This is a genomic window from Saccharopolyspora karakumensis (genome assembly GCF_004349225.1).
In the GTDB taxonomy this organism is placed as follows: Bacteria; Actinomycetota; Actinomycetes; order Mycobacteriales; family Pseudonocardiaceae; genus Saccharopolyspora; species Saccharopolyspora endophytica.
On the sequence record NZ_SMLA01000026.1, the window covers coordinates 14,126 to 27,675 of the forward strand.

The 13,550-nt window shown below is 70.9% G+C and carries 13 protein-coding genes; 9 read left to right on the forward strand and 4 right to left on the reverse strand.

Translation table 11 applies throughout. The features are described 5' to 3' along the window. Positions 1–61: 61 nt before the first annotated feature. The 5 genes from E1202_RS17555 to E1202_RS17575 all read left to right on the forward strand — a co-directional run bounded on the left by E1202_RS17555 (position 62) and on the right by E1202_RS17575 (position 5,596). A complete protein-coding gene (locus E1202_RS17555; protein ID WP_132684239.1) occupies positions 62–1,276 on the forward strand; it encodes a sarcosine oxidase subunit beta family protein in 1,215 nt (404 codons plus the stop codon). 15 nt (positions 1,277–1,291) lie between these two features. Next, on the forward strand, positions 1,292–1,528 hold the full coding sequence (locus tag E1202_RS17560; protein WP_132684240.1) for a sarcosine oxidase subunit delta: 237 nt from the start codon (positions 1,292–1,294) through the stop codon (positions 1,526–1,528). Beyond that, entirely contained in the window at positions 1,528–4,239 is a 2,712-nt protein-coding gene (locus E1202_RS17565; protein ID WP_132684241.1) for a 2Fe-2S iron-sulfur cluster-binding protein, read from the forward strand. The genes E1202_RS17560 and E1202_RS17565 overlap by 1 nt, the downstream gene beginning before the upstream one ends. After that, on the forward strand, positions 4,223–4,723 hold the full coding sequence (locus E1202_RS17570) for a sarcosine oxidase subunit gamma (protein ID WP_132684242.1): 501 nt from the start codon (positions 4,223–4,225) through the stop codon (positions 4,721–4,723). The genes E1202_RS17565 and E1202_RS17570 overlap by 17 nt, the downstream gene beginning before the upstream one ends. Positions 4,724–4,837: 114 nt before the next feature. Next, positions 4,838–5,596 carry an IclR family transcriptional regulator gene (locus tag E1202_RS17575; protein WP_132684243.1) on the forward strand — a complete coding sequence of 253 codons (759 nt, stop codon included), beginning with the start codon at positions 4,838–4,840 and terminating at the stop codon, positions 5,594–5,596. Here E1202_RS17575 and E1202_RS17580 read toward each other — a convergent pair. Continuing rightward, the gene (locus E1202_RS17580) at positions 5,579–7,144 is read right to left on the reverse strand and encodes a Na+/H+ antiporter (protein ID WP_132684244.1); all 1,566 of its coding nucleotides are present in this window, start codon (positions 7,142–7,144) and stop codon (positions 5,579–5,581) included. The genes E1202_RS17575 and E1202_RS17580 overlap by 18 nt on opposite strands. A gap of 50 nt (positions 7,145–7,194) precedes the next feature. On the opposite strand from E1202_RS17580, the gene E1202_RS17585 reads away from it, so the two are divergent. After that, positions 7,195–7,467 carry a UBP-type zinc finger domain-containing protein gene (locus tag E1202_RS17585; protein WP_132684245.1) on the forward strand — a complete coding sequence of 91 codons (273 nt, stop codon included), beginning with the start codon at positions 7,195–7,197 and terminating at the stop codon, positions 7,465–7,467. Positions 7,468–7,471: 4 nt separating this feature from the next. On the opposite strand, the gene E1202_RS17590 is transcribed toward E1202_RS17585, so the two are convergent. Together E1202_RS17590 and E1202_RS17595 are read right to left on the reverse strand one after the other, a co-directional pair. Continuing rightward, positions 7,472–8,974 carry an amino acid permease gene (locus tag E1202_RS17590; protein WP_132684246.1) on the reverse strand — a complete coding sequence of 501 codons (1,503 nt, stop codon included), beginning with the start codon at positions 8,972–8,974 and terminating at the stop codon, positions 7,472–7,474. A 99-nt stretch (positions 8,975–9,073) separates the two neighbouring features. After that, entirely contained in the window at positions 9,074–9,457 is a 384-nt protein-coding gene (locus E1202_RS17595) for a hypothetical protein (RefSeq protein WP_132684247.1), read from the reverse strand. A gap of 384 nt (positions 9,458–9,841) precedes the next feature. On the opposite strand from E1202_RS17595, the gene E1202_RS17600 reads away from it, so the two are divergent. Then, complete coding sequence (locus tag E1202_RS17600) at positions 9,842–10,216, forward strand: hypothetical protein (protein ID WP_132684248.1); 375 nt, start codon at positions 9,842–9,844, stop codon at positions 10,214–10,216. Here the strand turns inward: E1202_RS17600 and E1202_RS17605 are convergent. Then, on the reverse strand, positions 10,164–10,943 hold the full coding sequence (locus tag E1202_RS17605; RefSeq protein WP_132684249.1) for a cupin domain-containing protein: 780 nt from the start codon (positions 10,941–10,943) through the stop codon (positions 10,164–10,166). The genes E1202_RS17600 and E1202_RS17605 overlap by 53 nt on opposite strands. Positions 10,944–11,038: 95 nt before the next feature. On the opposite strand from E1202_RS17605, the gene E1202_RS17610 reads away from it, so the two are divergent. Together E1202_RS17610 and E1202_RS17615 are read left to right on the forward strand one after the other, a co-directional pair. Beyond that, positions 11,039–11,986: a D-2-hydroxyacid dehydrogenase family protein gene (locus E1202_RS17610; protein WP_132684250.1), complete on the forward strand. Its 948-nt coding sequence runs from the start codon at positions 11,039–11,041 to the stop codon at positions 11,984–11,986. Between the two features lie 91 nt (positions 11,987–12,077). After that, a complete protein-coding gene (locus E1202_RS17615; protein ID WP_132684251.1) occupies positions 12,078–13,391 on the forward strand; it encodes an MFS transporter in 1,314 nt (437 codons plus the stop codon). Positions 13,392–13,550: the final 159 nt, after the last annotated feature.

The window sequence follows — 13,550 nt, forward strand, 5'->3', positions numbered from 1 at the left end:
TTGACCTGCTCGTCGCGGCGCTCCTAGCCTGGGTTCACCTCCGAATCGCAGGGAGGTGGCCGTGGTCGCAGCACCGCTTCCGCAACCGCCCGAGAGGCTGTGGCGCAACGCCGAGCCCGCCCGGCACTACGACGTGGTCGTCGTGGGTTCCGGTGGGCACGGGCTGGCCACCGCCTACTACCTCGCGCGCGAACACGGGATCCGCGACGTCGCCGTCCTCGAACGCGGTTGGCTGGCAGGCGGGAACATGGCCCGCAACACCGCGATCATCCGCTCCAACTACCTGTGGGACGCCAGCGCCGAGATCTACGAGCACGCCCTGAAGCTGTGGGAGACCTTGCCCGACGAGCTCGACTGCGAACTGCTGCTCAGCCAGCGCGGCGTGCTCAACCTCGCCCACACCGAGCAGGAGGTGCGCGACTCCCGGCGCCGGGTCTTCGCCAACCGCGCCAACGGGATCGACGCCGAATGGGTGTGGCCCGAGGAGGTCTCGCGGATCTGCCCGATCATCAACACCGACTGTCGCTACCCGGTTCTCGGCGCGACGTGGCAACCGCGCGGCGGCATCGCCAAGCACGACCTGGTGGCCTGGGCGTTCGCCCGCCGCGCCGACGAGATGGGCGTGGACCTCGTCGAGGGCTGCGAGGTCACCGGGTTCCTCACCGACGGCGACCGGGTGCGCGGGGTGCGCACCTCGCGCGGAGACATCGGTGCCGACCGGGTCGCGCTCGCCGCTGCGGGACGCACCAGCACGCTCACCGACACCCTCGGCCTGCGGTTGCCGCTGCAGAGCCACCCGCTGCAGGCGCTGGTGTCGGAGCTGCTGGAACCGGTGCACCCGTGCGTGGTGATGTCCAACCACGTGCACGTGTACTGCAGCCAGGCGCATCGCGGCGAGCTGGTGGTGGGAGCGGGCATCGACTCCCGCAACGGGTACTCCCAGCGCGGGTCGGTGCACGTGATCGAGCGCCAGCTCGCCGCGGCGCTGGAGCTGTTCCCGATCTTCGCCCGCGCGCACGTGATCCGGACCTGGGCGGGCACGGTGGACGTCACCCCCGACGCCTCGCCGATCATCGGCCCCACCCCGTGGGAGGGGCTGTTCCTCAACTGCGGTTGGGGGACAGGAGGTTTCAAGGCCACGCCCGGGGTCGGTCAGGTCTACGCCGACACCATCGCCCGCGGTCGCCCGCACCCGCTGGCCGAGCCCTACGGGCTGGACCGGTTCGTCACGGGAGCACTCATCGACGAGCACGGCGCGGCGGCTGTCGCGCACTGATCCCGGGAGGTCGCGATGCTGCGGATCCGGTGCCCCTGGTGCGGGGAGCGCGACGAGGTCGAGTTCCGCTACGGAGGCCAGGCCGTCGACTACCCGGCCGAACCCGAGGCGTTGACCGACCGGGAGTGGGCGGACTTCCTGTTCGCGCGGGACAACCCGTGCGGCTGGTGGCGGGAGCGGTGGGTGCACTTTGCCGGCTGCCGGCGCTGGTTCGAGCTGTGGCGCAACACCGAGACCGACGAGGTGGCGTGATGCGGCTCGACGACGGCGGGCGGATCGATCGTTCCCGCACCCTGCGGTTCACCTTCGACGGGACCGAGTTCTCCGGGCATCCCGGTGACACGCTCGCCTCGGCGCTGCTCGCCTCCGGACGGGTCGAGGTTGCCCGCTCGACCTACCTGGGCCGGCCGCGCGGCGTCCTGACCGCCGACCTCACCGAGCCGAACGCCTTGGTGAGCGTGGACGGGAACCCGTTCGCGCAGGCCACCGAGGTCCCGCTGCGCGACGGCCTGGTGGCCGAGAGCATCCCCGGCGTCGGCCGGCTGACCAGCGGCGACGCGCCGAAGTGCCACCGCAGGAACGCCCACACCGACGTCGCCGTGATCGGCGGAGGCCCGGCCGGCGTAGCCGCCGCCCTGGCCGCAGCACGATCCGGAGCCCGCGTCCTGCTGGTCGAGCACGGCTCCACCCTCGGCGGCGAACGCCCCTGCGATTGGATCACCCACGCCCTCACCACCCTCACCGACCACGGCCGCATTCAGACCCCCGAATACGGCAGTTCTCCGGGCACGGACGCCGGAAGCCCTCCGGGGACGGATTGCGGCGGTCATCGGGGCGACCAGGGATGGGTTGGCCGGAGCGGAGGTGGGGAAGGGGTTCGAATCTTGTTGGGGGCCACGGTCATCGGGCGTTATGCGGGTGACTACCTGTTGATCGCTCAGGGGAACGTGATGTGGCACGTTCGGGCCGGGCGGGTCGTGCTGACCACCGGGGCGCACGAGCGGCCTCTGGTGTTCGCCGGGAACGATCGGCCCGGGATCATGCTCGCTTCGGCCGTGTCGACCTACCTGCGCAGGTTCGCCGTGCTGCCCGGTCGCGACGCGGTCGTGGCCACGACCGGCGACAGCGCGCACGCCACCGCGGCCGAGCTCGCCGCAGCCGGGTGCCGGGTGCGCGCCATCGTCGACAGCCGCAGCGATCCGCCACCCGCCGACGTCCCGGTGATCGCCGGAACGACCGTCGTCGGAACCACCGGCCGCTGCCTGGAATCGGTGCTGCTGTCCGACGGCACGGAGATCGACTGCGATCTGCTGGCGGTCAGCGGCGGCTGGAGCCCGGTGCTGCACCTGCACGACGGCGACCGTCGCTGGGACGACGGCATCGCCGCGTTCCGGCCGATCGACGGCCTGGTCGCCGGGGCCGCGCACGGCACCTTCGACCTGCCCGGCTGCATCGCCGAAGGGCTTCAGGCGGGCGCCCGCGCAACTGGAACGCCCGCGCCCCAGGCGCCGGAACTGCCACCGGAACCGATCCGCCCGCCCCACCCGGTCTGGCTGACGCCCGGCGACGACACCGAGCAGTTCGTGGACCTCCAGCGCGACGCCACGGTCGCCGACATCCGACGCGCGATCCGCGCCGGGCTGCGCTCGGTCGAGCACATCAAGCGCTACACGACCATCGGCGTCGGCAGCGACCAGGGCAAGACCTCGTGGGTCAACGCGACGGCCGTCATCGCCGGTGAGCTCGGCGTCGGGCCCGGCGAGGTCGGCACTCCCGCGTTCCGCCCGCCCTACGTCCCGGTCCCGTTCGCGCTGATGGCCGCCCGCGAGCGCGGCGACCTCCACGACCCGATCCGCACCACCCCGATGCACTCCTGGCACGTGGCCCGCGGCGCGGTGTTCGAGGACGTGGGGCAGTGGCGGCGCCCCCGCCACTACCCGCGGCCCGGCGAGGACATGGCCGCGGCCGTGCACCGCGAATGCCTCGCCGCGCGCACCCGGGTCGCGATGCAGGACGTCAGCACGCTCGGCCGCATCGAGGTCGTGGGCCCGGACGCGCCGGAGTTCCTCAACCGCGTCTACACCGGCGGATTCGCGAAGCTGCCGGTCGGCAAGGGGCGCTACGGGATCATGTGCACCGCCGACGGGATGGTCTTCGACGACGGGGTCGTGCTGCGGCTGGCCCCCGACCACTACCTGCTGAGCACCACCACCGGCGGTGCCGAGAAGGTGCTGGACTGGCTGGAGCAGTGGCTGCAGACCGAGTGGACCGACCTCGACGTGCGCTGCACCTCGGTCACCGAGCAGTGGGCGGCGGTGGCCGTCACCGGTCCCGACTCGGGCGAGGTCGTCGCGCGGCTGGCGCCGGAGCTGGGCGAGCTCCGGTTCCTGGAGTTCCGGGACACCGCGCTGCGCAACGGGATTCCCGCCCGCATCGCGCGGATCTCGTTCTCCGGCGAACTGGCCTACGAGATCAACGTCCCGTCCTGGTACGGCCTGGCGCTGTGGGAGGACGTCGGCGTCACGCCCTACGGCACCGAGACGATGCACGTGCTGCGCGCGGAGAAGGGCTACGTCATCGTCGGCCAGGACACCGACGGCACCGTCACCCCGCTCGATCTCGGGATGCCGGTCTCGCAGCGCAAGGACTTCATCGGCAAGCGGTCGCTGAGCCGCGCCGACACCGCCCGCGCCGACCGCGAACAGCTCGTCGGCCTGCTGACCGAGGACCCCGCCGAGCTCCTGCCGGAAGGAGCCCGCCTGGCGGGCGGGATCGGGCACGTGACCTCCAGCTACCGCAGCCCGATCCTCGGCCGCAGCATCGCGCTCGCGCTGGTGCGGTCCGGGCGCGACCGCATCGGGGACCGCGTCGCGGTCTCGCTCGACGGCCGCGAGGTGCCGGTGCGGGTGCACGAGCCGGTGTTCTACGACCCGGAAGGAGCCCGCCGTGACGGTCGACGTTGATCTGCGCCGCAGCCCGCTCGGGCACCGCGCCGCCGAGCTCGCGGACGTGCTGGTCGAGGAGCCGTTCCTGCCCCAGCTCGACGTGCGCACGGACGCCGAGTTCGCGCTGGGGCTGCGGCTGCCGGAGGTCAACCGGGTCACCGGGGACGAGCATCGCGCCGCCCTCGGTCTCGGCCCGGACGAGCACCTGCTGATCGGGGTCACCGGAACGGAGCCGGGCCATCGGAGCCTGGTGGACGTGTCGGCGGCCCGCACCACCCTGCGCCTGCACGATCGCGAGGTCCTGGAAGCCCTGTGCTCCCTCGACCTGCACCCCGGGGTGTTCGTCCCGGGGTTCTGCGCCCAGACCCTCCTCGCCCGGGTCCCGGTGATCCTCTGGCGCCTCGACGCCGGCTACCGGGTCCTGGTCCGCAACTCCTACGCGGGCCACCTCGCCACGGCGTTGCTCGACGCTCGCCAAGTGACCTCGGGTGTTGCACAATGAGGAACAGAATTTCCCCGCCCACCCCGGATGATCGCGGAATAGGTCCGGCGAGCCGATAGGGTCTGGCCCGTGGCTAGTGCGTCTCAATCACGCGGAAGTAGCTCAGGTGCCCTCGTGCAATCTGTGGACCGGGCGGTGACCGTGCTGGAACTGCTGGCCCGCAACGGCGAGGTGGGCATCACCGAGATCGCCGGCGAGCTCGGCGTGCACAAGTCCACCGCATCCCGTCTGGTCAGCGTGCTGGAATCGCGCGGTCTGGTCGAGCAGCTCGGCGAGCGCGGCAAGTACGCCATCGGCTTCGGGATCGTGCGGCTGGCGGGTGCCGCCACCGAGCGGCTGGACCTCTCGCGCATCGGCCAGGCCTACTGCGATTCGCTGGCCACCGAGCTCGGCGAGACCGTCAACATCGCCATCCGCGACTTCGACGTGGCCATCAACATCAGCCAGGCCAGGGGCACCGCTTCGGTCACCGCGCACAACTGGGTCGGCCAGCGCACGCCGCTGCACGCCACCTCCAGCGGCAAGGTGCTGCTCGCCCACGCTCCCCGCGACGACCAGGACCGCATCCTGGCGCGCAAGCTGGAGCAGTACACCGAGCAGACCGTCACCGCCGCCCGCCAGCAGCGCAAGGACTTCGAGCTCATCGTCCACGACGGCTACGCGACCAGCTACGAGGAGTTCGAGATCGGGCTCAACGCCGCCGCCGTCGCCGTCTACGACCACGAGGGCACCGTGGTGGCGGCGCTGAGCGCGTCCGGCCCCACCTACCGCTTCACCCGCGAGCGGGTGCGCGAGGCCGTCGGGTCCATGCGGGACGCGGCGGCGGACCTGTCGGCGCAGCTGGGCTTCCTCCCGTCAGTCCCGGGTGAGTGACAGCTCCTCCAGGTCGAGCTGGTGCATGACGCGGCGCAGCACCTCGTCGTCGATCCGGCGGGCGTCGCGGAACTGCACGAACACCGCCCGCTCGGCGGCCAGCATCTCGCTGCGCAACCTCCGGTAGGCGGCCGTGGGGCTCTCGCCCAGCTCCTCGTCGGAACGGCCCAGCCGTTCCCACGCCCGGTTGGCGCGCTGCTGCGCGGCCCGCCGGAGCTGGTCGGCCACGTCCCCCGGAGGCTCGGCCTCCGCTGTCAGGTCGTCGAGGCGCTCCTGCGAGGCGCGCGCGGCGTTGTGCCTGGCCTCGGCTTCGGCGAGCGCGTCGGTGTAGTCCTCGCCGCCGGTCACGCCGAGCCGCTCGATCAACCGGCGCAGCGTGGTGCCGTGCAGCAGCAGCGTCGTGAGCGTGACGAACAAGGTCAGGAACAGCACCTCGTCGCGGTGCGGGAACGGTTGCCCGGACAGCGTCACCGTCGGGATCGCCGAGGCCGCCGCCAGCGACACCACCCCGCGCATCCCGGCCCACGACACGACCAGCTTGTACCGCCAGTCGGGGCGCTTGCCGCGCAGCCGCTCCGGCAGGTACATCACGCCGAACACCCACACCACGCGGGCCAGCACCACCGCGACGGTCAGCGCGCAGCCGGCCAGCAGCAGCGGCCCGAACCCGGTGCTCACCCCGGCCACGACGCTGCTGAGCTGCAGACCGATCAGCGCGAACACCACCGCTTCCAGCAGCGTGTCCACCGCGCCCCACACGGCCTTGTCCTGCACCCGCGTCGCCGCGCTGCGCGCGGGCGCCTGGTGGCCCAGGTACAGCCCGGCGACCACCACCGCCAGCACTCCGGAGGTGTGCGCCTCCTCGGCGACGAAGTAGGCGAAGAACGGCACGATCAGCCCGACGGCGCTGTCGAGCATGTCGTCGCGAAGCAGCGGCTTGACCCGGTTGACCACCCAGGCGATCACCAGGCCGATCAGCGTTCCGCCGACCGCCGCCAGCAGGAACATGCCCAGGCCCGACAGCAGCGACGTGCCGGTGCCGATCGCCGCGGCCACCGCGACCCGGTAGGCGGTCAGCGCGGTCGCGTCGTTGACCAGGCTCTCGCCGCTGAGCACCGTCATCAGCCTGCGCGGCAGCCCGACCCGGCGGCCGATCGACGTCGCCGCCACCGCGTCCGGCGGGGCGATGACCGCTCCGAGCACCAGCGCCGCGCTCAGCGGCAAGCCGGGGACCAGCCACCACGCCACCAGCCCGGCGATGGCGGTGCTGAACAGCACGAGACCGATCGCCAGCAGACCGATCGGCCGCAGGTTCGCCTTGATCCCGACCGTCGAGCTGTGCAGCGCGGCCGAGTACAGCAGCGGTGGCAGGATCAGCAGCAGGATCACGTCGGGGTTGATCGCGTAGTCCGGCACGCCCGGGATCGCCGAGACCGCCAGCCCGACGACGACCAGCACCAGCGGTGCCGACACGCCGAGGCGGCGGGACAGCGCGGTGACGGCCAGCGCTCCGGCGAGCAGAGCCATCAAGGCGGGCAGGTCGTGCATGCTCACTCCCGTCGGGACATGCTGGGCGGCAGGAGAGAAGGGACCAGACGATGTCGGATCGTTGCGCACACCTGACCGGTGCCGCCACTCAGCGGCCGAACCCCAGCAGCGTAAACGGCTGCGAGGACTGCCTGGCCGCCGGTGAGCGCGTGTGGGCGCACCTGCGGATCTGCACCGACTGCGGCCACGTCGGTTGCTGCGATTCCAGCCCCAACCGGCACGCCACGGTCCACCACGAGCAGACCCGGCATCCGGTGATCCGCTCGTTCGAGCCGGGCGAGAACTGGATGTGGTGCTTCGTCGACGAGCAGCTGGGCGCCTGAGTGATCAGTCCGCTTCCTCGGCGGCGTCCTCGATGGTCTCGCCGCGGCCGAGGCGGCTGCGGTGCTTGCTGTAGACGAAGTAGATCAGCAGGCCGAGCGCCATCCAGATGCCGAACCGCAGCCAGGTCCAGCCTTCGAGGTTGAGCATCAGGTAGAGGCAGGCCAGCGCGGCGAGGATCGGGGTCACCGGGACCAGCGGGACGCGGAACGCGCGCGGCAGGTCCGGGCGCGTCCGGCGCATCACCAGCACACCGATCGAAACCAGCACGAAGGCGAACAGGGTGCCGATGTTGGTCATCTCGGCGAGCACGTCGATCGGCGTCAGCGAGGCGATGATCGCGACGACGATCCCGGTGATCACCGTGATCCGATAGGGCGTGCGGTACTTGGGGTGAACCTTCGCGAAGTACACCGGCAGCAGCCCGTCGCGGGCCATCGCGAAGCCGACGCGGGCCTGCCCGAGCATCAGGATCAGGATCACCGTGGTCAGACCGGCGATCGCGCCCAGCGACACCAGGCCGACCGCCCACGGCGCTCCGATCGCCTGGAACGCGGTGGCCATCGGTGCGGCGGTGTCGAGCTTGTCGTACTTGACGATGCCGGTCATCACCAGCGAGACCAGCACGTAGAGGACCGAGCAGACCGCCAGCGAGCCGAGGATGCCGATCGGCATGTCGCGCTGCGGCCTGCGGGTCTCCTCCGCGCCGCTGGCGACGATGTCGAAGCCGATGTAGGCGAAGAACACCAGTGCGGCTCCGGCCACCAGGCCGCTGACGCCGAACGAGCCGGTGCTGCCGAAGATCGCGTTGATCAGCGGGTCGTTGAGCGCCGAGCCGGTCTCGGACGGGTCCGGGGGCTGGTGCGGCGGGATGAACGGGTCCCAGTTGGCGGTCTTGACGAAGAACGCGCCGAAGATGATGAAGAACAGCACCACGGCCAGCTTGATCGCCACGACCACGTTGGTCACCGAAGCGCTCAGCCGGATGCCGACCACCAGCACGACGGTCAGCAGCAGGGCGATGATCGCGGCGGGCAGGTTCATCGCCCCGCCCGCGCCGGGTGCGGCGGTCAGCGATTCGGGCAGCCCGAGGCCGAGCGCGCTGAGCGCTTCGACGAAGTACTGCGACCAGCCCACCGAGACGGTGGAGGCGCCGATGACGAACTCCAGCATCAGGTCCCAGCCGATGACCCAGGCCAGGAACTCCCCGAGCGAGGCGTAGGAGAACGTGTAGGCGGATCCGGCGACGGGCACGACCGAGGCGAACTCGGCGTAGCAGAGCGCCGCGAGCCCGCAGGCGATGCCGGAGAAGACGAAGGAGATCGAGATGCCCGGCCCGGCGTCGGTGGCCGCGGCGACACCCGTGAGCACGAAGATCCCGGTGCCGATGATCGCGCCGATCCCGATGCCGAGCAGGTCAACCGCTCTGAGCACGCGGCGCAACCGGAATTCCGGTGCCTCAGCGTCCTGAATCGACTGCTCGACCGATTTGACCCGCATGATCGACATGACTGGCCTCCCGGGGAACCCGAAGCTCCGCCCAGAATGGTGACTGGAGTCACATATCGCAATGGCTGGGCGACAAATCGGCCGCTGAACTGCGACGACTCAACCCTTGGTGTGCTCGTTGAGGGCGTCGATCGCCGAAGTCTTGGTCTCCTGGTCGACCGATCCGGACTCCGCCTCCGGCGGAGCGACCGGCTCCAGGTCCGGGCGGGTCGGATCGCGCCTCTCGGCGACCGGCTGAAACCGCGGGTGCGACGGTGGGGCCGGCGGCATGGGCCTGCGCGGAGCGGGACGCGGCGGCTGGCTCGCGCTGATGTAGAAGCCCTGCAGCAGCAGCACGATGATCCCGACGATCAGCGCGGTCACGGCCAGGTAGAGGGCGTTGCGGTCGTTGCCCAGCCTCCACAGCGCACCGCCGACGCCGACGGCGATGCCGGCGACGATGGCCAGCAGGTGGAAGAGCAGATGAACGGGATAACCCCGCACGGCCGACACCTCCCCAGGCGTGGGAATCGGACCTCTCGGGTCAACACGCGCGCCGGTGGTGGTGGGTTGCCCGCCGACCGGCTCGGAACGCGGCGACTTCGGCCCCGATGGTATCCCCGACGACCATCAGATTGCTCGATCAACGATCGTGCGGAGCACCGGATCGATCCGCGGTGAAATCGTTTTCACCCGTTGGGGCGATCGGGGCGGGACGCGCGCGGCGTTCAAGACGCCCCGCACCTACCGTGAAATCAACAGGCCACAGTGGATCTGCGCGTGCATCGGACGACACGAGGGCGAGACCGCCGACCCGACCGGGGTACCGGGTGGCGTCGCGCGGGCAACGATGGGCGTGAACCGGCTTAGGTTTCGGGGGTGTTGCCGGTGCTGAATTCATTGACCGGGTTCGCCGGAGCGGCGGGCATCGGCATCGGAATGGTTCTGGGATTCTCGATCGTGATGTCGTGGGTGGAGCGAGGCATGCTCGGCTCCGGCACGACACGCCGAGGCAGGCACCGCGACCGCCAGCGCGGTCTCGTCGCCGCCTATCGCAGGCACCGCGCGGCGCTGCTGGCCCGAGGAGCGTTCCTCCCGGCGGCAGCCGCGGTCGTCGCAACGGCCCGCGGCCCGCGCGGTGAGGTCGTCATCGGCGGAGGTCCCGGAGCGATGCGCCGGCCGGGGGCGCGGCACTCCTCCTTCGACCCGCCTACACCACCTCGAAGTCGGCGAAGTCGAACCCTGGCGACACCACGCACGTGACCAGCGATTCGACCGTCGCAGCGGCGGAGGCGCACTGCCAGGTCCCGGCCGGGATCACCGCCTGCGGGGTCTGGCCCGCACCGGCGCCCAGCACCAGCTGCTCCGGGTGGTCGGAGGGCTTCGCACCCGTGCCGCCCAGGTGCAGCGTCAGCGGCCCGCCCCGGTGCCACAGCCACACCTCGTCGGAGGCCACCACGTGCCACGCCGAGTGCTGGCCGGGCGGGAGCAGGAAGTAGATCGTGGTCGCGGTCGGCCGGGTGCCGTTGGGGCGCTCGAGCTCGACCGGACTGGCCCACGTCCGCCGGTACCAGCCGCCCTCGGGATGCGGCAGCAGGTCGAACTCCTCGGCGGTGCGGCTGCGCGACTCCAGCGACAAGAAGCGGCCCTTGACGTCGCGGCGCGCGTAGCGGATGCCGATCACCGACTCGCGGTCCAGCGGGCCGTAGACGTGCGGGAACAGCGCCTCGTCGGACACCCCGGGCGGCGGTGCCGGGTCGGCGGCCTCCCAGCGCACCGGCGCGGACAGCCGCTCCGGGTCCAGCTCGACGGCGACCATCGGTTCCTCGACGTCGCTGTAGAGGTTGTTGGCGACGGCCAGCGTGGTGGGCACGTCGGGCGAGCAGTGCACGAAGCCCTGCGAGCTCAGGCTGGAAGCGGTGATGGGCTGGTCGCGGTCGTTGTGGAAGGTGCTCAACGGCAGCAGGTGCAGCACGGTCGATCCGGTCACGTGGCCCAGTGTCTCGCGCCACCCCCGTCGAATGCGATCACCTGCGTAGGATTTTCGCCGTCCCGTGATGCCGGAGCCGAAAGCGGAGGGTTGACATGCGGATCGCAGTGCTCGACGACTACCAGGACGTCGCCCGGAGCTACGCCGACTGGGACGGGCTCGACGTCGAGGTGTTCACCGAGCACATCGCCGACGTCGACGAGCTCGTGTCGCGGCTGGAGCCGTTCGACGTGATCGCCGCGATGCGCGAGCGCACCCGCTTCCCGCGCGAGGTGATCACCCGGCTGCCGAACCTGGAGCTGCTGGTCACCACTGGCATGCGCAACGCCTCGATCGACCTGGACGCCGCGCGGGAGCACGGCGTGGTGGTGTCCGGGACCGGCAGCGGTCGCGGCTGGGCCGCGACCTCCGAACTGGCGTGGGGGCTGATCTTCGCGCTGCTGCGCGACATCCCCAGGCAGGACCGGCAGATCCGCACCGGCGGCTGGCAGACCGGCGTGGGCGTGGAGCTCGGCGGCAAGACCCTCGGCGTGCTCGGGCTCGGGCGGCTCGGCTCGCACATGGCCACCGTCGGTCGTGCGTTCGGCATGGACGTGATGGCCTGGAGCAGCAACCTCACCGAGCAGCGCGCGGCCGAGGTCGGTGCGCGGCTGGTCGGCAAGGACGAGCTGTTCGAGCGGTCCGACGTGCTCAGCGTCCACCTGGTGCTGAGCGAGCGGTCCCGCGGTCTGGTGGGCGCCGACGAGCTGGCGCTGATGAAGCCCACCGCCTACCTGATCAACACCTCGCGCGGCCCGATCGTCGACGAGGACGCGCTGCGCACCGCGTTGCGCGGGGGCCGGATCGCCGGCGCGGGCCTCGACGTCTACGGCACCGAGCCGCTGCCCGCCGACCACCCGTGGCGCGACACGCCGCGCACGGTCCTGACCCCGCACATCGGCTACGTCACCGACGACACCTACCAGGCGTTCTTCGTCGAGACCGTCGAGAACGTGAAGGCCTTCGCGGCGGGCTCCCCGATCCGGGTGCTCAACGAGGGCTGACCGGCCGAAGATTGCCCCTTGACTCTGGACGAGACGGACATCACAGTCATACCAACCGGTCGGTCTGGTCCTCAGACAAGGGAGTCTTTCGATGACTGCTCAAGAACCACCCAGAACGCCGAAGAAGCTGCTCGGCGCGGCGCTGATCGCCAGTTCCATCGAGTGGTACGACTTCTTCATCTACGCCACCGCGGCCGCGCTGGTGTTCGGCACGCAGTTCTTCCCGAACGCCTCACCGCTGATCGGCGTGCTGCTGTCCTTCGCGACGTTCTGGGCCGGGTTCGTCGCCCGACCCATCGGTGGCCTGGTCTTCGGCCACCTCGGCGACAAGATCGGCCGCAAGCCCGCGGTCGTGACCTGCCTGATCATGATGGGCACGGCGACGTTCCTCATCGGCGTGCTGCCCAGCGCGGGCACCATCGGCGTCGCGGCCCCGATCCTGCTGGTAACGCTGCGATTCCTGCAGGGCATCGCGGTCGGCGGGCAGTGGGGCGGCATCGTGCTGCTGCTCACCGAGAACAGCGCGAGCGGCAAGCGCGGCATGGCCGGAACGTTCGGTCAGATGGGCGTGCCGTTCGGCGTCATCTTCGGCAACCTCGCCTTCCTCGGGGTCGGCGCGATGATGAGCCAGGAGGCGTTCCTGTCGTGGGGATGGCGGCTGCCGTTCCTGTTCAGCGCGGTGCTCGCGCCGGTCGTGCTCTACATCCAACTCAAGATCGAGGACACGCCGGTGTTCCAGGAGCTGCAGGAGCGCCAGGAGAAGAAGGTCGTCAAGGCGCCGCTGATGGAGGTCCTGCGCGATCACAAGCGCAGCGTGCTGCTGGGCGCCGGGCTCCTGTTCGCCACGAACACGTTCTTCTACATCGGCATCTCCGGCCTGCTCGACTACGGCACCCGTGAGCTCGGCCTGCCGCGCCAGCAGCTGCTCGGCGTCACGCTGCTGACCTCGCTGGTCGGCATCTTCGTGATCTTCTTCTCCGGATCGTGGTCCGATCGGCTGGGCCGCCGCCCGATGATCCTGATCGGGGCCGGGATGCTCGCGCTGTGGTCGTTCCCGTTCTTCTGGCTGATCGACACGGCGTCGATCTGGCTCATCGCCCTGGCCGGGTGCATCGGCAGCGTCGGGCAGAGCATGACCTACGGGCCGCTCGCCGCCTACCTCAGCGAGCTGTTCCACCCCAGGGTCCGCTACTCCGGCGCGTCGCTGGCCTACCAGCTGGCGGCGATCCTGGTCAGCGGCGGAACCCCGTTCATCATGACGGCGCTGCTGGCCGCGACCGGCACCTCGGCAGCGGTCTCGGTGTTCCTGCTGGCGATGTCGCTGTGCACCTTCGCCGCAGCGTTCTTCCTGCGCGAAACCCACACCAAACAACCGGCTCCGGCCCACACCCCGGCCGAAGCCTGACTCGGCGGTGATCCCCGATTTCAGTGGAAGTCAGACCCCCGATTCCAGTGGAAATCGGGCACCGAACCTCCACTGAGGTCGGGGACGGGGTTTCAGTGGAAGTCGGGGACGGGACGGGGCCCGGGTGGCGCGTTGGTCACCTCGGGCCCCGTTCGCGTC

Coding starts and splice junctions, on each gene's coding strand:
- E1202_RS17560 (WP_132684240.1), top strand. CDS start 1,292: ATGCTGCGGATCCGGTGCCCCTGGTGCGGGGAGCGCGACGAGGTCGAG.
- E1202_RS17565 (WP_132684241.1), top strand. CDS start 1,528: ATGCGGCTCGACGACGGCGGGCGGATCGATCGTTCCCGCACCCTGCGG.
- E1202_RS17580 (WP_132684244.1), bottom strand. CDS start 7,144: ATGCACGACCTGCCCGCCTTGATGGCTCTGCTCGCCGGAGCGCTGGCC.
- E1202_RS17585 (WP_132684245.1), top strand. CDS start 7,195: ATGTCGGATCGTTGCGCACACCTGACCGGTGCCGCCACTCAGCGGCCG.
- E1202_RS17590 (WP_132684246.1), bottom strand. CDS start 8,974: ATGTCGATCATGCGGGTCAAATCGGTCGAGCAGTCGATTCAGGACGCT.
- E1202_RS17610 (WP_132684250.1), top strand. CDS start 11,039: ATGCGGATCGCAGTGCTCGACGACTACCAGGACGTCGCCCGGAGCTAC.
- E1202_RS17615 (WP_132684251.1), top strand. CDS start 12,078: ATGACTGCTCAAGAACCACCCAGAACGCCGAAGAAGCTGCTCGGCGCG.